Origin of the sequence: Frigoribacterium sp. PvP121 (genome assembly GCF_017833115.1) — a bacterium.
Taxonomy (GTDB): domain Bacteria; phylum Actinomycetota; class Actinomycetes; order Actinomycetales; family Microbacteriaceae; genus Frigoribacterium; species Frigoribacterium endophyticum.
The window spans coordinates 1,269,471-1,287,881 of record NZ_JAFIBR010000001.1; the positions used below are offsets into that span (position 1 = coordinate 1,269,471).

The window sequence follows — 18,411 nt, forward strand, 5'->3', positions numbered from 1 at the left end:
GTGCGGGGTGCCCCGCACGGACACACCCCACCGCAGCCCGGACCCCGCTGCCCAGCACGGTCCGTGCGCCTCATCAACGGAGCACCCCATGGGATACATCGTCTACGACGGTGAGCAGCTCGAGTTCAAGGTCGAGGACCGCCTCCTCGCCCACCTCCAGATCGTCATCGTCAACAAGTTCCGCGCGGGCGAGTCGTTCGTCTTCTCCTGGAAGGAGCCGATCGAGACCGGCGACGGCCGGTCGACCGTCTGGCTCGCGCCCACCATCGGGCTGCGGTTCAAGTTCGCCGGCAGTCGAGCGATCGACATCAACCCGACATGGCTCGACGCGCTGTACGCCGGCGCCGCCTCCGGTCGGGGCCTGCGCCCGGAGCCCGAGCCCGAACTCGACCCGAGCACGATGCTGCCGGGGTCGGCGGGCGCCCAGGTCGACTGGGCCAGCGACCGCCCGGAGCCCCCGAGGACACGTCGGGCACGGCCGCCCGTCGGGTAGCACCGTCGCTCGGCGAGGTGCCGGGGAGGCGTCAGCAGTCGCGGCCCTGCGTGGTCAGCGACGTCCCGCACCGGTGGCAGCGCCAGCGCACGACGTGGATGCCGTGCGGCACGACGCGGCCGCTCATCGTGCGGGGGCCGCCGCACGCCGGGCAGTCGCGCGAGGGCAGCTCCCGGGCGAGGGTGGGGCCCGGCGCCGTGGTCGACGTGATGCGGTCCGTGGTGGTCATGCGCGCCTCCTCCGCCCTCGGGGGCGTCCTCGTCGACGCACCGGTGGGCTGACCTGGACGGTACGCCGACGAGCCTGACCGTCGTGGGGGGTTGCCGGAGGCGCGGTGCGCGAGGTAGGGCGCGCACGCCGAGAGCCCAGGAGGTCGTGACCTCCGGGGCTCTCGGGCGCCTGTGCGGGCGGGTGGTGCGGGGTGCCGTCGGCTCAGTCGGCGTCGACGACCACGGTCGTGATGACCGGGGTGCGACGGTGGCGGCGGAGGAACCAGCGGCTGAGGCCGTCCTCGATGGCCTGCTCGGCGGCTTCGCCGTCGATCTTGCCGCGGGCCGTGGCCTGCTGCAGCGCCTTCTCGGCGACGTCCTCGGCCTGCTTCTCCCAGCCGGCGGCCTCGACGAAGCCGCGGGGGATGAACTCGACCGGGTCGACGAGCTTCTGGGCGCCCTCGTCGAAGATGCCGAGCACGGTGATGTGGCCCTCCTCGGCGAGCGAGAGGCGGTCCTTCAGGGCGTCCTCGGTCGCGACGCCGATCGTGGCGCCGTCGACGAACACGTAGGGCGCCGGGATGCGGCCCGCGATGCTGGCGCGGCCCCGGTCGAGGTCGACCACGACGCCGTCCTCGACGACGAGCACGCGGTCCTCCGGCACGCCGGTCGCGATGGCGAGGTCCGCGTTGGCCGTGAGGTGGCGCCACTCGCCGTGCACGGGCAGCACGTTCTTCGGCTTGACGATGTTGTAGCAGTAGGTGAGCTCGCCGGCGCTGGCGTGGCCGGAGACGTGCACCTTCGCGTTGCCCTTGTGGACGACCGTCGCGCCCCAGCGGATCAGGCCGTTGATGACGCCGTAGATGGCGTTCTCGTTGCCGGGGATCAGCGAGCTGGCGAGCAGGATCGTGTCGCCCTCGCCGACCTTGATGATGTGCTCACGGTTGGCCATGCGCGACAGCGCCGCCATCGGCTCGCCCTGCGAGCCGGTGCAGATGAGCACGATCTTCTTGTCGGGCATCTTGCTGAGCTGCTTGAGGTCGACGACGAGCCCCTGCGGGATGTTCAGGTAGCCGAGGTCGGACGCGATGCCCATGTTGCGCACCATCGAGCGACCGACGAAGGCGACCTTGCGGCCGTGCTTGTGGGCTGTGTCGAGCACCTGCTGGATGCGGTGCACGTGGCTGGCGAAGCTCGAGACGACGATGCGCTTGGGCGCCTCGCGGAAGACGCGGTCGATCGCAGCGCCGAGGTCCTTCTCGGCGGTCGTGAAGCCGGGCACCTCGGCGTTGGTCGAGTCGGTCATGAACAGGTCGACGCCCTCGTCGCCCAGGCGGGCGAAGTGGTTGAGGTCGGTGATGCGCTTGTCCATCGGGAACTGGTCCATCTTGAAGTCGCCCGTGTGCAGGACGAGCCCGGCGCTCGTGCGGAGCGCGACGGCGAGGCCGTCGGGGATGGAGTGGTTCACGGCCACGAACTCGAGGTCGAACGGGCCGGCCTGGTGGTGGTCGCCCGCGGCGACCTCGTGGGTGATCGGCGTGATCTTGTGCTCCTGCAGCTTCGCCGTGATGAAGGCGAGCGTCAGCTTCGAGCCGACCAGGGGGATGTCGGGGCGCTCCTTGAGGAGGTAGGGCACGCCTCCGATGTGGTCCTCGTGACCGTGCGTCAGCACGATCGCCTCGACGTCCTTGAGACGGTCGCGCAGCGCCGTGAAGTCGGGCAGGATCACGTCGATGCCGGGCTGGGTCTCTTCGGGGAAGAGCACGCCGCAGTCGACGACGACGAGCTTGCCCTTGTGCTCGAAGAGGGTCATGTTGCGGCCGACGTCGCCGAGGCCGCCCATCGGGGTGACGCGGAGCGCGCCGCGCTTCAGGGGCTGGGGCTTCTTGAGGTCGAGCTCGTGCTTGATCGTGGACATCGGTCTTCTTCCGTCGGAGGGGTGTCGCTGAGCGGAGCACGCGGTCGAGCGGGCCTCGCGGTCGGGAGCCGGCACGTTCTGCCGGTCTCCCTGATGTCGTGGAGGGCGTGGTCGCAGGCCGTGGAGGCAGGGCGACGACGCCGTGTGGTGCGGGCCGTGGGCGGCTCCCGTGAGGAGACCGGCACGGCCGTGAGGTGCAGGGCGGGTGTCGTGCGGAGGCCCGGTCGTGACCGCGGCTCGCCGGCGAGACGGCGTCCTGCGGCCTCGTTCTCCCCTGAGCATGTCACGAGTGGGGCCCAAGTGGGAAAACGGGAGGCGGCGGGCGGCCGCGGGGGTCAGCGCGCGAGGCGCTCCATGTGCTCGGTCGTCTTCTCGGTGAGGAAGGCGCAGAGCCTCGCCACCGAGCCGACCTCGTGGGCGAGGGCGAGCACCTGGTCGGCGGTCGCCCGGGCGTCGCGCTCGCGGGCCTCGAAGGTGACCGTCCACTCGGGCGAGCCGCCGATCTCGCGCCGGAGGAAGACCTCGGTGCCCGAGGTCTCGAGCCGCACGACGATGAGGGCGGTGTCGACCATCGACTCGTCCCACGACGCGTCGACCGCCTGCGGCGACGACGGGTGGGCCTGCTCGAGGGCGTGGAACTCGCGGACCCAGCCGTCGAGCTCCTCCGAGGTCAGACGGGGCACGGGCTTCTCCTCGACGGTCGGGGCGGTGCCGCCGGGCGGGCGGCCGACGACCATCCTGCCGTGTCCGGCCCGGGTCTGCCCGCCGTTGCCCGGGGCGCGTCGTCAGCGGCGACGGAAGAGGTCGGCGAAGGCCCCGGGGCCGGGAGCGAGGCGCACCGCCATCTCGTCGCGCACCCGCGCCTCCTGCTCCCGGTCGCGGGTCAGCTCGGTGATCTCGGCCGTGGCTGCCCACCACGTCGCGAGTCGGGCGCGCAGCCCGGGGCGGACGGGGCGAGGGGAGGCGGCGGTGCGGACGTCGCCGCAGCCGGGCTCAGCGGGGCGGTCGGGGACGCTCAGCACGGCCTGCCTCCTCAGGGGCTCGGGTCGGGCGGGCGGCGTCGGGGTCGCCGGGGGCGGGCACCGCGTCGGCGTCGACGGTGGCGGCCCAGCTCGCGAGGAGGCGGAGGCGCTCCTCCGTGGGCGAGCCCGGCTCGGCCGCGTAGACGAGCAGGTTCAGCCCCGGCTGGCCCATGGGCTCCATGGCCTCGTAGACCATCTCGAGGTCGCCGACCACCGGGTGCGTGAAGCGCTTCTGGCCGGAGACGTGGTGGCGCACCTCGTGCGCGCCCCACCGGACGCGGAACGCGTCGCTGCGGGTCGAGAGCTCGCCGACGAGGTCGTGCAGGGCGCGGTCGTGCGGGTCGCGGCCCGCCTCGGTGCGGAGGATGGCGACGTTGATGTCGGCCGCGACCGACCACGACGGGTAGAAGCGCTCGGCGAGGTCGCGGTGCAGGAAGACGAAGCGGGCGAGGTTGACCGGGCGCTCGGGCAGCGCGTAGAGGTCGCTGTAGAGCGCGCGGAAGAGGGCGTTCTCGGCGAGGACGTCCATCCGGCCGTTCCGCAGGAAGGCCGGGCCCGCCGTCACCGAGTCGAGGGTGAGCTGCATGGCCCGCGAGACGCGGCTCGGCGGGCGGGGGCGACGCCGGGCCGCCAGCGGCGACTCCCGGGCGGCACGGGCGAGGTCGGCGAGGTGGGCGCGCTCGGCGTCGTCGAGCAGCAGGGCCGTGCCGAGCGCGTCGAGGACGGCGGCGGAGGCGCCGCCGAGCCGGCCTCGCTCGAGGCGCGTGTAGTACTCGACGCTGACCCCGGCCAGCAGGGCGACCTCGCTGCGGCGGAGCCCGGGCACGCGACGGCCGGGGCCGCCCGGCAGCTCGACCTGCTCGGGCCGGACGCGTGCGCGCCGGCTGGTGAGGAAGTCGCGGATCTCGGTCTCCGTGCTCGTCGCGTCGATGTCCATGCCCACGACGGTACGACGGGACGGCCCCCGGGAGGGCGCCCTGTCAGGGCCCCTCTCCGCCGGCTGGCCGCTCCCGGAGCGGCCGGGGGCCGAGCCCGTACCCCGGCTGCGAGTTCTGTCGGGGGTCGTCCGTACTGTCAAGGGGCTTGTACTTCCCTCTCGCGACCCAGTAGGAGAACCCATGACGTCGACCGAGACGCGCCCCCTCCCGGTGGCCTTCTGCCTGCACGCCCTCGGGTCGAGCGCGCGCGAGTTCGACGGGGTGGCCGAGCGGCTCCGCGGGGTCGTCGACGTCGTCGCCCTCGACCTCCCCGGCTTCGGCGACGCCGACACCCGCGACGGCGTCACCGTCGACGACATGGTGCGGCTCGTGACCCGGCGCATCCGCGAGAGCGGCGCCTCGCGCTGGTTCCTGGTGGGCCACAGCATGGGCGGCAAGATCGCCTCGATCGTCGCGTCGCGCACCCTGGCCGGCAAGGGCGGCGTCTTCGGCCTCGCCGGCGTCGTGCTGCTCGCGGCCTCCCCGCCGTCGCCGGAGCCGATGGAGGAGGAGCGCCGGGAGGCGATGATCGGCTGGGTGACCGGCCGCGACGGCGAGGCCGTCGGCGGCGGCGCGGGCACGGGCGCCCTCGACGAGGCCGCCGCCCGCGAGTTCGTCGACGCCAACGTCGGTGCGCCCCTCGACCCCGCGGCCGACGCGGCCGCCGTCGCCGACGTGCGCCGCGCCTCCGGCGAGGCCTGGCAGGCGTGGCTCGAGCAGGGCAGCCGCGAAGACTGGTCGGCCGAGGTCGGCGTGCTCGACCTCCCCGCCCTGATCGTCGCGGGCGGCGCCGACGGCGACCTCGGCCCGGACGCCCAGCGGCGGGTCAACGGCCCCGTCTACGCGCGGGCCCGGCACCTCGTGCTCGACGGCGCCGGCCACCTGCTCCCCCTCGAGCGGCCCGACGAGGTGGCCGACGCGGTCGCCACGTTCTGGCGTGAGCAGGCCGGCGTGGGCCCGGCTCCGTCGCCCGACTTCGTGGCCACCCTCGCCTCCGCCCGCACGACGGCCAAGACCCGGGGCATCCTCGCGCGTCGGGCCGTGGCCGACGACACCGACTACCGCCCGGTCGTCCTCGACGACCGGCAGCTGACCACGCTCCGCACCCTGGCCGACCTGGTCGTGCCGCAGCGCGGCGCGGCCATCGACCTGGCGGCCCGCGTCGACGCGCAGCTCGCCCGCGGCGAGGGCGACGGCTGGCGCAACGCCGACCTGCCGAGCGACCCGGAGGCCTACCGCACGGGCCTCGACGCCCTGGTCGGCGTCACCGCGATGAGCGCCGAGCAGCGGTCTGACCTCGTCACGGCCATCGTCGCCGGCGACCCCGACCCCGAGCTCGTCGCGCACGGCGACAGCGGCGGCGGCAGCTCGCACCACGGCGCCGACGGCGACGAGGGGCCGCCTCGCGACGACGAGGCGCACCCGTTCACGGTCGCGCAGCTCACGGCCTGGTTCGAAGACGTCAGGGTCGACCTCGTCCGCCAGTGGCTCGCCCACCCGGCGACGATGGAGGAGATCGGCTTCGACGGCTTCGCCAACGGCGGCGACGGCCTGCGCATGCAAGGATTCCGCCGGCTCGCCGCCGGTGAACGAGAGGGCTGGGAGCCCCGGATGGAGGTGGTCCGATGAAGCTGGACGACATGACCAGGTACGCCGACGACGAGGTCGTCGACGCCGTGGTGATCGGCACGGGCGCGGGCGGTGCGCCGATCCTCGCCGAGCTGGCGGCGGCCGGGCTGCGGGTCGTGGCCCTCGAGGCCGGCTCGAACCTCGGCCCCGCCGACTACACGTCGGACGAGGCGGAGGCGGTGGTCATCAACTGGATGGACGAGCGCCTCAGCGGCGGCGAGACCCCCACGGCCTTCGGGCAGAACAACTCGGGCAAGGGCGTCGGCGGCTCGACCCTGCACTGGGGCGCCTTCACGCCGCGCCCCGACCCGCGCGACCTCACCCTGGGCTCGCTCACGGGCCAGGGCGTCGACTGGCCCGTCGACCACGACGAGCTGATCGGCTACGTCGAGCGGGTGGAGCGCTTCGTCGGGGTCTCCGGCCCCGCCGAGTACCCGTGGGACGCTTCGCGGTCGTACGAGCTCCCGCCGCCCGCGCGCAACGCGTCGAGCGACATGATGCTGCGCGGCTGCGAGGCCCTCGGCATCCGCGCGACGGACGCCCCGGCGGCGCTGGTCACCCGTGACTGGAGCCAGGAGGGCGGCGGCCTCCGCCAGGCCTGCGTGAACTGCGGCGGCTGCCACCAGGGCTGCCGCAACGGCGCCAAGGTGAGCATGGACACCACCTACCTGCCCAAGGCCGTCCGCGACGGCGCCGAGATCCGCGCCGACTCGGTCGTCACGGGCATCGAGCTGGACGACGCCGGCGAGGTCTCGGCGGTCGTCTACGTCCGTGACGGCGTCGAGCACCGCCAGCGCACGGCGGCCCTCTTCCTCTGCGCCGGCGGCGTCGAGACGCCTCGCCTCCTGCTGCACACGGGGCTCGCGAACAGCAGCGGCCAGGTCGGCAAGAACTTCATGGCGCACGGCGCCACGCAGGTCTGGGCGACCTTCGACGACGAGATGCGCGGCCACCGCGGCTACCCGTCGTCGATCATCTCGGAGGACTTCTACCGGCCCGAGGGCGCCGACTTCGTCGGTGGCTACCTCATCCAGAGCCTCGGCGTCATGCCCCTCACCCTCGCGACGACCCTCGCCCGTGGTGCGGGCCTCTGGGGCAGCGAGCTCGTCGACGCGATGCACTCGTACCGCTACATGGCGGGCGTGGGCATCAACGCGGAGTGCCTGCCGTACGAGCAGAACACCCTCGAGCTGACCGACGAGCTCGACGCCTTCGGCGTGCCCAAGGTCGTCGTGACCTTCACCCCCGGCGAGAACGAGAAGGCGCTCGACCGCCACGCCGTCCGCACCATGACGGCCATCGTCGAGGCCGCCGGCGGGCGCGACGTCCGGGTGCTGGCCCGCACCGCTCACACCATCGGCACCTGCCGCATGGGCACCGACCCGGCCGAGGCCGTGGTCGACGCCGAGGGGCGCAGCTTCGACGTGCCCAACCTGTGGGTCTGCGACAACTCGGTGTTCCCGAGCGCCGTGGTCGCGAACCCGGCGCTGACGATCATGGCGCTCGGCCTGCGCACGGCCGAGCGGTACCTCGCCTCGGTCGGCATCACCGCCTCCTCGGCGGAGACGACCAGCCACGAGGTCGTCGCGGCCTAGCCGCAGCCGCGTCGAGGTGACTCGACCTGGGCCCCCCGCCGCGGAGAGGGTGCAGGACGAGTCACCTCGACGTTCTCCTCACGCGCGCTGCGCGACGCGCATCGCGTCAGCGGCGCAGCCAGGCGTCGACGAGGAGGTCGCCGCGGATCTCGCGCAGCCGGTCGAGCAGCAGCGGCACCGTCGTGCGCCCCAGGCCGCCGACCTGCAGGTCGTACGGCCCGAGCGCGGGCAGCTTGCCCGTCCGGACGCGCACGACCTCCCAGCCGACGCCGCGGAGGGCACGGTCCTTACGGCGGTCGGCGTCCTCGCGCTTCCCCACGTGCTCTAGCCCGTGCCGCCCGGTGCTGTCGTACTCGATCGCCACCCGCAGCTCGGGCAGCACGATGTCGGGCCAGGCCTCGACGTGGTCGAAGAACGGCTTGCCGAGCCGGACGGCGTTCTGCCCGGGCGTGAACTCCAGCCGCTCGGTGAGGTCGGCCCGCAGCTGGGCCTCGACGGCGGAGGCCGGAGGCGGTGCGCAGCTGCTGACGAACGGCTCGCCCGGCGGCAGGTCGGGCGTCGCGCGGCAGAGCCCGGGGGAGGCGCGGGGTGCGCGGGCCCGGACCGGTCGCCCGCCCGAGGCGCCCGCCGTCGACCGCCGGTTCGCCCAGGTCGCCTCGAGCTCACGGCCCCGCGTCGATGCTCCGCTCGGCTGGGCCACGGGCCCCGTGACGAGGGGGCTGTCGCCCGGCAGGCGCACCGTCGCCGCCATCGGCAGGCTCGGCGTGCGGGGCCGGGCGAGCTCGGTGCAGTCGGCGCACCACGACGACCGCCGTCGTTCACGCCCCGGTCGGGACCGCTGCTCGTCGGGCGTCGCCACGACGAGGTGGCCGGCGTCGCAGAGCCAGGTGAGCCACACGTCGGCGGCGGGCGGGATCTGCGTCAGCACGACGCCGCCGTTGAACTCGGGTCGATACTGCCGGATCAGCACGGGGAACGACGCCCACGCCTCGCGGAACCGCCCCACCTCGTAGGGCACGTCGGTGCCGCGCGACCACTGGCGTCGCGCCCACCACCTCGCGATCGGTTCCGGCACGGCGTCACGCTAGCCGCGGCCTCCGACACCGGCCTCGCACCGGCCGGGCTCAGCGCCCCAGGTGGGGCAGCACCGCGCGGATCGTCGTCAGCACGCCGCCCTCGGTGTTCGCGGGGGCCAGGTGACGGGCGCGCTCGCGGACGAGCGGGTGCGCGTTCTCGACGGCGTACGACCAGCCGGCCGCCTCGACGAGCTCGAGGTCGTTGAGGTAGTCGCCGAAGGCCATCGTCTGCTCGCGGGTGACGCCGAGCTCGCGCTGCAGCCGCTCGAGGGCGCGGCCCTTGTTCACGCCGCGGCGCATGACGTCGACCCAGTTCGCACCGGAGACGACGACGTCGACGTCGAGCCCCAGAGCCCGGACCGCGGGCCCGGTGCGCTCCTCGGCGCGACCGTGGTCGTAGACCGCGAGCTTCAGCACGTCGTCGTGGCGGGAGGCCTCGAGCACGTCGTCGACGACCTCGAGGGCCGCGTAGTAGCGCTGCACGTGCGAGACGAACTCGGGGTCGACCCGCTCGATGTACGCCGAGCGCGCCCCGCAGACGACGAGCCCGGCGGCCGGCTGCGCGTCGCTGGCGGTGCCGTCGCGGGCCTCCCCGCGGGCCCACGCCACGAGCGGCGCGACGCTCTCCCGGTCGAGGGGCTCGATCGCGATCGTCACGCCCTCCCGCACGACGTTCGTGCCGTTCTCGGCGATGAACACCAGGCCCGGCCGCTCGCCGAAGACCTCGACGAGAGTCTGGTACTGGCGCCCGCTCGCGGGGGCGAACAGCACGCCCGCCCGCACGAGGTCGTCGAGCAGGGGCCAGAAGGCGTCGGGCACGTTCCCGTCGCCGTCGAGCAGGGTGCCGTCCATGTCGCTGGCCACGAGTCGGATGTCGGGGATGTCGTCGGTCACGGTCACCCACTCTGCCGCACCGGGGCGGGTGGCCGGCACCGCGCCTCCTCGGGGCCGTCGAGGGGGGCGCGGGGCCCGCCGCGCCTCCGGGACACCCCGTGCGCCCTGCGGACGAGCCAGGCTGCGGCTCGCGGGCCGCACGGGTGAAAGCGCGGGTGGACAGGGGCGTCCACGGCCGGAGAGCCCGGGGAGCGGGGCCGGCCGTCGACAGACTGGAGGGATGGTCCTCGACATCCTCGTCCTCGCGACGCTCCAGGAGGGGCCCCTGCACGGCTACGAGCTCAAGCGCCGCGTGGTGCGGCCGAGCCTCTCGACGGTCAGCAACAACTCGCTGTACCCGGCGCTCCGCCGCTTCGAGGAGAGCGGTGCGGTCACCGTCGCGGTCGAGCAGCAGGAGGGGCGCCCGGCCCGTCGCACCTACAGCCTCACCGAGGTGGGCCGCCGCCAGCTCGTCGAGCGCATCTCGACCCTGCCGACCGAGAAGGCCGCGAACGACGAGGAGTTCCACGTCCGCTTCGCCCTGTTCGACCAGGTCGGGCCGGAGGCGCGGGTCGCCGTGCTGCGCGAGCGCCTGTCCGCCGTCGAGCACAAGCTGGCGACCGCCCGCGAGCTCGTCACCGCCCACGACGCGCACTCGCCCGCCAGCCACCGAGACCTCGCCGCGGCCCGCCTCGTGGCCGTCCTGGACGACGAGCGTCGGTGGACGGCAGAGCTCATCGCCGCCGAGGCCGTCCGGGCCGACCCGGACGCGCGGGGCCCGGAGACCGGAGCCCCCGCCGTCGCCAGGCTCCTCGGCTAGTCCCTGGTAGACTAGGTGACCGTGGACATCGTCCACAGGGCGCCTTCGGGTGGCGCCCGAGAGGAACGGTCATTCGGGTCTGTTCCTCTCCGCTCCTCCATGCCACGTCGGGTGTGCATGGAGGGGCGTCTCCGTCTGTTCCGCCGGCAGCCGCAGCTCGAAGCGCGCGCCGCCGAGCCCCGGGTCGGCATCGCCGCCCGCTGCCCGAGGCAGGCAGACCACGTCGCCGCCGTGCGCCCGCGCGATCGCGCGCGCGATGGGCAGCCCGAGCCCCGACCCGCCGTCGCCGCGCGCGCGGGCCTCGTCGAGGCGCACGAGACGGTCGAAGACGCGCTCGCGGTCGGCGTCGTCCACGCCCCGGCCGTCGTCGTCGACCCGCACGACGACCTCGGCCGTGTCGTCGACCCCGCGGCTCACCACCGAGACCCGCACGGACGACCGCGCGTGTCGCACGGCGTTGTCGAGGAGGTTGCCGACGACCTGGCCGAGCCGGTCGGGGTCGCCCGAGACCGGCGGCACCGGCCCGCTCGTCACGACCTCGACGGCCACGTCGCCGCCGCGCACCCGCTGACGCTCGGCCGCTCCTCGCGCCACCTCGGCCACGTCGAGGGGGCGGGGGTCGAGCGCGAGCCCCTCGTCGAGCCGGGCCATCAGCAGCATGTCACCGATCAGCCGACCGGCCCGCAGCGACTCCCGCACCACGTGCACGGTGAGGCGCTCCCGCTCGTCGTCATCGAGCCGCGACCGCACGAGCGTGTCGGCGGCGGCCTGGATGCCGGCGACCGGGGTGCGCAGCTCGTGGGCCGCGTCCGACACGAACGACCGCAGCCGCGCCTCCGCGGCCAGCGCCGCCCCCTCGGCCCGCTCCAGGTCGTCGAGCATCTCGTCGAACGCGGTCGCCGTGCGCCCCAGCTCGGTGGTCGGGCTCGTGGGCCGCAGCCGTCGGCCGCGGTCGCCGCCCGAGATCGAGCGGGCGACGTCCGTCATGCGCTCGAGGGGCCGGAGCGTCCGCCGCACGACGAGCACGAGCGCGCCCGCCGCGAGCAGCAGGAAGGCCGCCGACGCCCCGAGCAGCACCCCGCGCAGGGTCGCGAGCGTGTCGTCGATCGAGCTGGTGCCCGCGGTCAGCGCCAGCTCGGTGCCGTCGCTGAGCACGGCCTCGTAGCGGATGAGGTCGCCGTCGTCGGCGACCGAGCTCGACGTCACCGACACCGTCGCGTCGGTGCCGATCGCGCCCGTGCTCGCGGGGTCGGTGCTCGCGGGGTCGGGCGGCGTCGTGCTGCCGGAGCCGCTCGTCCCGCCGTCGGCGCTGCCGGAGTCGCGGGGCCCGCCCGCCGGGCCCGGCAGGTCGCCGAGGGGGTCGGCTCCCGGCCCCGCCCTCAGGTCGTCGGGGCTCGGCCCCGCCGTCACCGCGCCTCCGTCCGGGCTGGTGACGACGACGGAGACGCCCTGCGCCGAGAGACGGTCGGCGAGGTCGTCGTCGTCGACCGTGCCGACGAGCGCGGCGGCCGCGGCGGCGCGGTCGCCGAGGCGCTCGACGACCTGGGCGCGGAGGCGGTCGCCGACGAGGGCCTGCACGGTCAGCGCGAGGGCGAGCAGCAGCACGGCGAGCAGGGCCGTGACGGCGACGACCGTCCGGGTGCGCAGCGAGCCGGTGCGGAGCGGGGCCCCGGGCGCGGGGGCCGCCTCCGACGCCGGTCGGGCCCGCGAGCGGGTCGGCGTCACGCGCTCACCTGGTAGCCGAGGCCGCGGACGGTGTGCACGAGCCGCGGGCCGTGCGCTTCCATCTTCCTGCGAAGGGCGCTGAGGTGCACCTCCACGAGGTTGGGGTCGACGTGGTCGTAGCCCCAGACCTGCGTGAGGATCTGCGTCTTCGACAGGGTGCGGCCCCGGCTCGCCGCCAGGTGGGCCAGCAGGCGGAACTCGGTCGCCGTCAGGTCGAGGTCGTGCCCGCCCCGCCGGGCGAGGCCGGCGTCGGGGTCGACGACGAGGTCGTCGATCTCGATGACGGCCGCGATCCGGCCGCGGCGGCGCAGGACGGCCGTCACGCGGGCGACGAGCTCGGCGACGACGAACGGCTTGACGACGTAGTCGTCGACGCCCTCGCCGAAGCCCCGCAGCCGGTCGTCGACGCCGTCGCGCGCCGTCATCATGATGACGCCGGCGTCGGTGGCCCGCCGTACGCGCTCGGCGAGCACGATGCCGCTCGGCCCCGGCAGCATCCAGTCGAGCACGACGAGGTCGGGCACGAAGGTCCGGAGCTCGTCGGCCAGCTGCTCGCCGGACACCAGGCCGCGGACGGCGAACCTCTCCGCGGCGAGGGCGGACACGACGGAGGCGCGGATCGCGTCGTCGTCGTCGACGACGAGCACGCGGGCGGGAGGCAGCATCCCTCGACCGTAGGCGGGCCGTCCATGGGCGAGCAGCCCGTCACCTGGGCGAACGCTGTTCTTAAGCACCGCTTCAGGACCGCTGATGAACCTGGTGGAGAACCGGTCGAGAGGCCCCGCCCCGAGGGCCCGCCGGACGAGGAGACGACATGACCCACGACGACACCCCCACCCAGCCCCTCCCGCCCGTGCCCGGCGACGGCCGCGCCGACGCCGGCCCCGGCAGCTCGCTCCGTCGGCGCCGCCCCCGCCTCGTCATCGGGCTCGCCGTCGGCGTGCTCGGCGTCGCGGCGCTCGGGTCGACGGCCGCCTTCGCGGCGGGCCCCGGCTCGTCCGGCTCCGGGTCGACGAGCGCGACCTCGGCGGCCACGTCGTCGCCGAGCCCGGGCAGCGCGACGCCGACCGCACCGTCGACGACCGGCCCCGACCAGGGCGGATCGGCGACGGGCGACGAGGCCGAGGGCGACGCGACGGGGGCGCCCACGCCGCCCGCGCCTCCTGCCGGGGACGACGCCGACGCGCCGACCCCGCCCGCGGCGGGGGAGTGCGGCCCCGGTGCGACCGGCGGGCCCGGAGCCGGCCCGGCCGGTGCCGACGGTGCCGACGGGCCCGCCGGGCCGCTCGGCGAGGGCCGGCCCACGCCGCCCGCGCCGCCGACCGACGGCTCGGCGCCCACGCCGCCGACCGACGGCTCGACGCCCCCGGTGCCCGGTGACGGCTCGGCGCCCACGCCGCCGACCGCTCCGACGGATGCGCCCGAGGCGCCGGCCGACGACTCGTCGATGGGCAGCTGAGCAGGCGGGACCCGGCCGAGCGTCGGGTCCCGGCGGCCGACGCCGTCACGACCGGGGAGCGCGGTCCAGATCCGCTGATCCACTCCGGAGTGGATCAGCGATCCTGGACGGTGCTCCTCCGGTGCCCTGCCGGCCGGAGCCCCGCCCACCCGCCCGGTGACCCCACGGCACGTCGGCACCGCGCACCCCCGGTAAGCTCCCGCCCATGGTGACCGTCGTGATCCCGTGGCGTCCGCAGCCCAGTCGTGTGCCGGCCTTCGAGACCGTCGTCGCCTGGTGGCGGCGTGCCCTGCCCGACGCCGAGATCGTCCCCGTCGACACCGACGACGACCTCTTCAACCTCGCGCGCTGCCGCAACGTCGGCGTCTCGCGCGTGGCCGCCGACGAGGTCGCCGTCATCGCCGACGCCGACACCCTCCCGCAGCTCGAGCCGCTGCTCGCCGCGGTCGCCGCGGCCCGCACCTCCGGCCGCGTGCACCTGCCGTACACGGCGTACCACTGGCTCGGCGCGACGGGCAGCGCCCAGTTCGCCGCCGGCACCCCGCTCGAGGAGTGCGACCACGAGCTCGTCCGCGGCGCCTGCTCCGGCGTGTACGTGACGACCCCCGCCACCTGGCGCAGCCACGGCGGGCAGGACGAGCGCTTCCGCGGCTGGGGCTTCGAGGACGCAGCCTGGTACCTCGCCCACGAGACCCTGCTCGGCGAGGCCCCCGTCCGCCACGAGGGCAGCGTCTTCGCCCTGCACCACCAGGCGGAGTCGCGCGAGGGCCCCCAGTACGACGCCAACGCCGCGCTGATGCAGGCCTACCGCGAGGCCGCCGTCGACGAGGCCACGATGCGCGCCTTCCTGCAGGTCCCCGCCGCCTGAGGCCCGCCCAGCGCGCAGCGCCCGGGCAGCGGGCCGAGCGCCCAGCGCCCAGCGCCCAGCAGCCCCCAGGGCTCAGCCCAGGCGCCCCGCCGCAGCGGCGTCCACCGCCGCGAGGGCACGGAGCCGGCCCGGCTCCCGCCGCAGCGACCCCGAGAGCGCGACCAGCGCCTCCCGGGGGGCCTCCGGCAGGTCGAGCACGTGCGCGACCGCGCTCGCGAGCTCGTCGACCGACGCCGTGTTGGGCGGCAGCACGACGCCCACGCCGGTGCGCTCGAGCGCCGCGGCGCCCGCGAACTGGTCGGTCGAGAACGGCAGCACGACGAGCGGCACCCCGTGCGTCATCGACTCCGTCACGCTGTTGTTGCCGCCGTGCGTCACGCCCGCGGCGGCCCGCGAGAGCAGCCGCACCTGGGGCAGGAACCCCCGCACCAGCCACGACGCGGGCAGCTCGCCGAGGTCGCCCGGCGCCGCGGAGCCCGTCGCGATCGCAGCCCGCACCCCGAGTCGCCCGAGCGCCGCCGCGACGCGCGCGAGCACGTCCGACCGCACCGACAGGAAGCTGCCGAAGCTCACGTAGACGAACGGCTCGTCGCTCGACGCCAGCCACTCCTCCACCTCGGGGTCGAGCGGCTCCTCGCGGACGGCCGAGCCCAGGTGGGCGTGCGGCGGCAGCAGCGGCGTGCGCTCCGGGTCGGCGAGCTCGGCCGGGTAGTTGTAGAGCAGCAGGTCGCCGTGCTCCGAGAACGCCGACGCCGAGGGGGCCGCGGCGGGGTCGAGCTCGGCCAGGGCGGTGTTCCACTCCCGGGTGAAGGAGGCGCTGACCCGGTCGCAGAGGGAGCGCAGGTCGGCCAGCCCGGCCGGGTCGAGCGCCGCCTCCCAGCCCGCGGGCCACTCCGGCGGCAGGCCGTAGACCTCGTCGCCGAAGGGCAGGGCCGAGGGGTGCCCGAGCACCACGTCGGTGTGCGGCACGTGCCCGGCGACGAGCGCGAGCCGGGCGCTGAAGGCCAGGTGGTCGACCAGGACGGCGTCGGGCTGCACCTCCGCGACGACCGCCTGCACCGCGCGGGCGGTCTCGACGGGCTGCCACATGAGGTCGGTGAGCCGCTCGCGCGCCTGGTAGGCGAGGGTCTCGACGCCGCCGCGACGGGTCGCGTCGAAGAAGCCGCGCAGCGAGTCGTCCTCGCCCGCAGGCTGCTCCTCGGCGCGGATCACGCCGGGGTTCGAGCCGCGCGCCAGCTGCAAGTGCGCCCGCTCGAACCCGAACGAGGCCACGATGCCGGCCGTCGCCTCGCCCGTCGCGACCACGACGCGCTCGCCCCGGTCGCGCCAGGCCGTCGCGAGGGTCGCCAGCGGCAGCAGGTGCGACGCGTAGTCGGGCGAGATCACCAGGAGCGTCATCGGAGCCACGCCGTGTCGAGGGCCGCGACCTCGTCGAGGTGCACCCCGCCGTAGACCGACGCCAGGGCCGAGGCCATCGCCTGGATGGTGAAGCTGCGCTCGACGGTGGCCCGCGACCGGGCCGCGCGCCGGTCGTCGGGCTCGCCGGCCGCCAGCGCGACGGCACGGGCCATCGCGGCGGAGAGCGCGTCGACGTCCCAGGTGCTGGTCAGCACGCCGGTGACGTCGCGCTCGACGTAGGTCGAGGGGCCGCCTCCGTCGGGGGCGACGACGAACAGGCCCGAGCCCATCGCCTCGAGCAGGGCGATGCCGAACTCCTCCTTGAGGCTGCCGCAGACGTAGACGCCGCGCGGGGCGGCGAGGCCGGGCACGCCGAAGCGGGCGGCGGCGACCCAGCGGGCGACGGTGTCGTTCGGCCGGTGCCCCGGCAGCAGCAGGCCGGAGGCGCGGTGCGTCTCCCGAGGGAGGGTCGCGTGGATCAGCTCCAGCTGCTCCCGCTCGTCGGGCGACGGGTGGGTCAGGTCGCCGCCCACGAGCAGCAGGTTCGCCCGGTCGCGGAGCGGGCCGCGGGCCCAGGCGTCGACGATCGTCGCCATGCCCTTGACGCGGTGGAAGCGCCCCACGCTGACGACGAGCGGCAGGTCGCGGCGCTCGGCGGGCAGGGTCTCGAGCAGCTCGCGCAACTCGGCGAGCGGCGGGGTCGCCGGCTGGCCCGCGGCGTGGGCGGCGGCCTCGCCGACCGCCCGGTCGACCACCGCGAGGTCGATGCCCTCCGGCACGATCGTGTGGCGCTCGGGGTGCGACGTGATGTCGATGCCGACGAGGTCGCGCAGGTCGGCGGCGAGCTCGGGGCGGGGGAAGAGCACGGTGTGCGACGCGTTCGAGGCGAGCTGCTGCACCAGCCTCGCCCGGAACCAGAAGTGCTCCTTCACGTCGACGTCGCCGAAGTTCTCGCGGGTGAGGCCGCCGGCGAGGTCCATCGACTGGATGACGGCGTGCGGGTCGGGCGCGACCGTGAAGACCACGGGCACGTCGAGCTCGCGGGCGACGTCGGCGGCGGCGAGGCTGCCGACGTCGGCCATGCGCAGGTGCAGCACGTCGACGCCGCCGCTGGCGCGCAGCACGCGGCGGATGCCGCGGCGCGCCGCGACCCGCAGCGGCCATGCGGCGGCGGAGGGCACCGGCCCGCTCAGCAGCGGCACCCGCCCGTAGACGTGGCCGCGGTCGTAGCCGGCGAGGTCGCTGACGCTCTCGAGGGCCCCGGCGGACGAGCCCCGCGAGAGGGTGACCACGCGGCTGACGGTGAGCGGCGGGCCGTCGTGCACCGCGCCTCCCGCCGACGTCGGCAGCCCGGAGGCGGTCGAGGAGTCGCGGGTCGAGACCGCCTCCGGCCGCACGTCGACCGGGTGCTCGGCCGTGTCGGCCACGAGCGCGTCGCCGAGGCGCACCAGCAGGGTCGCGATGCCCCCGTTGTCGCCGCTGCCCGCCGCGGTGAGGTCGGCGTCGATGTCGGCGTGGAGGAAGAGCTGGGCGACGGTGAGGCCGCGCTCGGCGGCGTCGTCGGCGCCGGCGGCGGAGCCGGGGCCCGCGGCCAGGTCGACGAGGGCGAGCCGGGCGACGTCGGCGAGGTAGCCCTCGCCGTCCGCCCAGCGCTCGAGCGCGACGGCCACCCCGGGGGCGCCGCGGCGCTGGCCGAGGGCCGAGACGGCGGCGACGCGGACGTGCTCGCACTCGCCCTCGTCGCCGGCGACGGCGAGCAGCGGGCGCGTCGCGATCCGGTCGCGCACGAGGCCGAGCGTCTCGACCAGCCGGTAGCGCGCCTCCGCGTCCCGGACGCCGATCAGGCTGCCCTCGACCGACACGGCCACGAGGTCGGGAGCGGCGTCGGACCACTGCTCGAGGGTGCGCTGCGCGAGCATGCCGACGAAGCCGCCCTCGACGACGAGCGCCAGCAGGCGGCCGACGGTCTCGGGGCGGGGGAGGCGCGACGACAGCGCCCAGGCGGCGTGCTCGCGGAGGAAGGCGCGCTCGCTCGAGAGCACGGCGCTGAGCGCGAGGTCGGCCTGCTCGTCGTGCACCTGCGCGAGCGCGTGCGTCGCGGCGATGGCGACGAGCTGGTCGCTGCTGCCGAGGGCGCCGGTGAGCAGGCGGATGGTGCGCGTCCCGCCCGTGCGGGCGGCCTCGAAGGCGAGGTCGTCGGCGAGGCGCATGGACTCGACGAGGCCGGTCGCCTGGTGGACGGCGTCGAGCGAAGTCTGGATGCCCACGGGAGCCCCTCTCGCGGCCGGGGGTCGTCCGGCTCGCCGGCTCCGGGTGCGGGGCCGATCCGACGATAGCGGGGAGCGGGCG

General features: G+C 75.5%; 17 protein-coding genes. 6 read left to right on the forward strand and 11 right to left on the reverse strand.

What is annotated here, in order from left to right:
- The first annotated feature begins 88 nt into the window (after positions 1 to 88).
- Positions 89 to 493 carry an ATP-dependent DNA ligase gene (locus tag JOE43_RS05930; RefSeq protein ID WP_209515731.1) on the forward strand — a complete coding sequence of 135 codons (405 nt, stop codon included), beginning with the start codon at positions 89 to 91 and terminating at the stop codon, positions 491 to 493.
- A 31-nt stretch (positions 494 to 524) separates the two neighbouring features.
- On the opposite strand, the gene JOE43_RS05935 is transcribed toward JOE43_RS05930, so the two are convergent.
- From JOE43_RS05935 to JOE43_RS05955, 5 genes are all read right to left on the reverse strand, one after another.
- Entirely contained in the window at positions 525 to 722 is a 198-nt protein-coding gene (locus JOE43_RS05935; protein ID WP_209515734.1) for a hypothetical protein, read from the reverse strand.
- Positions 723 to 925: 203 nt separating this feature from the next.
- Entirely contained in the window at positions 926 to 2,620 is a 1,695-nt protein-coding gene (locus tag JOE43_RS05940) for a ribonuclease J (RefSeq protein ID WP_056052293.1), read from the reverse strand.
- A 335-nt stretch (positions 2,621 to 2,955) separates the two neighbouring features.
- On the reverse strand, positions 2,956 to 3,303 hold the full coding sequence (locus JOE43_RS05945; protein WP_209515737.1) for a hypothetical protein: 348 nt from the start codon (positions 3,301 to 3,303) through the stop codon (positions 2,956 to 2,958).
- Between the two features lie 102 nt (positions 3,304 to 3,405).
- Complete coding sequence (locus tag JOE43_RS05950) at positions 3,406 to 3,642, reverse strand: hypothetical protein (protein WP_209515740.1); 237 nt, start codon at positions 3,640 to 3,642, stop codon at positions 3,406 to 3,408.
- Complete coding sequence (locus JOE43_RS05955; RefSeq protein WP_209515743.1) at positions 3,614 to 4,579, reverse strand: helix-turn-helix transcriptional regulator; 966 nt, start codon at positions 4,577 to 4,579, stop codon at positions 3,614 to 3,616. Before JOE43_RS05955 ends, JOE43_RS05950 begins: the two co-directional genes overlap by 29 nt.
- 181 nt (positions 4,580 to 4,760) lie before the next feature.
- Here JOE43_RS05955 and JOE43_RS05960 point away from each other — a divergent pair, with 181 nt between their 5' ends.
- Together JOE43_RS05960 and JOE43_RS05965 are read left to right on the forward strand one after the other, a co-directional pair.
- Entirely contained in the window at positions 4,761 to 6,248 is a 1,488-nt protein-coding gene (locus JOE43_RS05960; protein WP_209515753.1) for an alpha/beta fold hydrolase, read from the forward strand.
- A gap of 11 nt (positions 6,249 to 6,259) precedes the next feature.
- Positions 6,260 to 7,843, forward strand: coding sequence for a GMC family oxidoreductase (locus JOE43_RS05965; RefSeq protein ID WP_245187120.1), 1,584 nt, complete (start codon positions 6,260 to 6,262; stop codon positions 7,841 to 7,843).
- Positions 7,844 to 7,949: 106 nt separating this feature from the next.
- Here JOE43_RS05965 and JOE43_RS05970 read toward each other — a convergent pair whose 3' ends face one another.
- A complete protein-coding gene (locus JOE43_RS05970) occupies positions 7,950 to 8,918 on the reverse strand; it encodes a hypothetical protein (RefSeq protein WP_209515758.1) in 969 nt (322 codons plus the stop codon).
- A 49-nt stretch (positions 8,919 to 8,967) separates the two neighbouring features.
- Positions 8,968 to 9,813 carry a Cof-type HAD-IIB family hydrolase gene (locus JOE43_RS05975; protein WP_307803255.1) on the reverse strand — a complete coding sequence of 282 codons (846 nt, stop codon included), beginning with the start codon at positions 9,811 to 9,813 and terminating at the stop codon, positions 8,968 to 8,970.
- A gap of 220 nt (positions 9,814 to 10,033) precedes the next feature.
- Here JOE43_RS05975 and JOE43_RS05980 point away from each other — a divergent pair, with 220 nt between their 5' ends.
- Positions 10,034 to 10,612: a PadR family transcriptional regulator gene (locus JOE43_RS05980; RefSeq protein WP_209515762.1), complete on the forward strand. Its 579-nt coding sequence runs from the start codon at positions 10,034 to 10,036 to the stop codon at positions 10,610 to 10,612.
- Between the two features lie 69 nt (positions 10,613 to 10,681).
- Here JOE43_RS05980 and JOE43_RS05985 read toward each other — a convergent pair whose 3' ends face one another.
- Together JOE43_RS05985 and JOE43_RS05990 are read right to left on the reverse strand one after the other, a co-directional pair.
- A complete protein-coding gene (locus JOE43_RS05985; RefSeq protein WP_209515763.1) occupies positions 10,682 to 12,337 on the reverse strand; it encodes a HAMP domain-containing sensor histidine kinase in 1,656 nt (551 codons plus the stop codon).
- Positions 12,334 to 13,002 carry a response regulator transcription factor gene (locus JOE43_RS05990; protein ID WP_209515766.1) on the reverse strand — a complete coding sequence of 223 codons (669 nt, stop codon included), beginning with the start codon at positions 13,000 to 13,002 and terminating at the stop codon, positions 12,334 to 12,336. The genes JOE43_RS05985 and JOE43_RS05990 overlap by 4 nt, the downstream gene beginning before the upstream one ends.
- Positions 13,003 to 13,151: 149 nt before the next feature.
- Between JOE43_RS05990 and JOE43_RS05995 the strand changes: the two genes are divergently transcribed.
- Positions 13,152 to 13,796: a hypothetical protein gene (locus tag JOE43_RS05995; protein ID WP_209515768.1), complete on the forward strand. Its 645-nt coding sequence runs from the start codon at positions 13,152 to 13,154 to the stop codon at positions 13,794 to 13,796.
- 205 nt (positions 13,797 to 14,001) lie between these two features.
- On the forward strand, positions 14,002 to 14,664 hold the full coding sequence (locus JOE43_RS06000) for a hypothetical protein (RefSeq protein ID WP_209515771.1): 663 nt from the start codon (positions 14,002 to 14,004) through the stop codon (positions 14,662 to 14,664).
- A 72-nt stretch (positions 14,665 to 14,736) separates the two neighbouring features.
- On the opposite strand, the gene JOE43_RS06005 is transcribed toward JOE43_RS06000, so the two are convergent.
- Complete coding sequence (locus JOE43_RS06005; protein WP_209515775.1) at positions 14,737 to 16,062, reverse strand: glycosyltransferase; 1,326 nt, start codon at positions 16,060 to 16,062, stop codon at positions 14,737 to 14,739.
- Positions 16,059 to 18,329 carry a glycosyltransferase gene (locus JOE43_RS06010; RefSeq protein WP_209515777.1) on the reverse strand — a complete coding sequence of 757 codons (2,271 nt, stop codon included), beginning with the start codon at positions 18,327 to 18,329 and terminating at the stop codon, positions 16,059 to 16,061. The genes JOE43_RS06005 and JOE43_RS06010 overlap by 4 nt, the downstream gene beginning before the upstream one ends.
- Positions 18,330 to 18,411 lie beyond the last annotated feature (82 nt).

Bases quoted from the DNA above. Each gene is read 5' to 3' on its own strand.
- JOE43_RS05940 (WP_056052293.1), bottom strand. From the start codon at position 2,620: ATGTCCACGATCAAGCACGAGCTCGACCTCAAGAAGCCCCAGCCCCTG.
- JOE43_RS05935 (WP_209515734.1), bottom strand. From the start codon at position 722: ATGACCACCACGGACCGCATCACGTCGACCACGGCGCCGGGCCCCACC.
- JOE43_RS05980 (WP_209515762.1), top strand. From the start codon at position 10,034: ATGGTCCTCGACATCCTCGTCCTCGCGACGCTCCAGGAGGGGCCCCTG.
- JOE43_RS05955 (WP_209515743.1), bottom strand. From the start codon at position 4,579: ATGGACATCGACGCGACGAGCACGGAGACCGAGATCCGCGACTTCCTC.
- JOE43_RS05960 (WP_209515753.1), top strand. From the start codon at position 4,761: ATGACGTCGACCGAGACGCGCCCCCTCCCGGTGGCCTTCTGCCTGCAC.
- JOE43_RS05995 (WP_209515768.1), top strand. From the start codon at position 13,152: ATGACCCACGACGACACCCCCACCCAGCCCCTCCCGCCCGTGCCCGGC.
- JOE43_RS05990 (WP_209515766.1), bottom strand. From the start codon at position 13,002: ATGCTGCCTCCCGCCCGCGTGCTCGTCGTCGACGACGACGACGCGATC.
- JOE43_RS06000 (WP_209515771.1), top strand. From the start codon at position 14,002: ATGGTGACCGTCGTGATCCCGTGGCGTCCGCAGCCCAGTCGTGTGCCG.
- JOE43_RS05965 (WP_245187120.1), top strand. From the start codon at position 6,260: ATGACCAGGTACGCCGACGACGAGGTCGTCGACGCCGTGGTGATCGGC.
- JOE43_RS05930 (WP_209515731.1), top strand. From the start codon at position 89: ATGGGATACATCGTCTACGACGGTGAGCAGCTCGAGTTCAAGGTCGAG.
- JOE43_RS06005 (WP_209515775.1), bottom strand. From the start codon at position 16,062: ATGACGCTCCTGGTGATCTCGCCCGACTACGCGTCGCACCTGCTGCCG.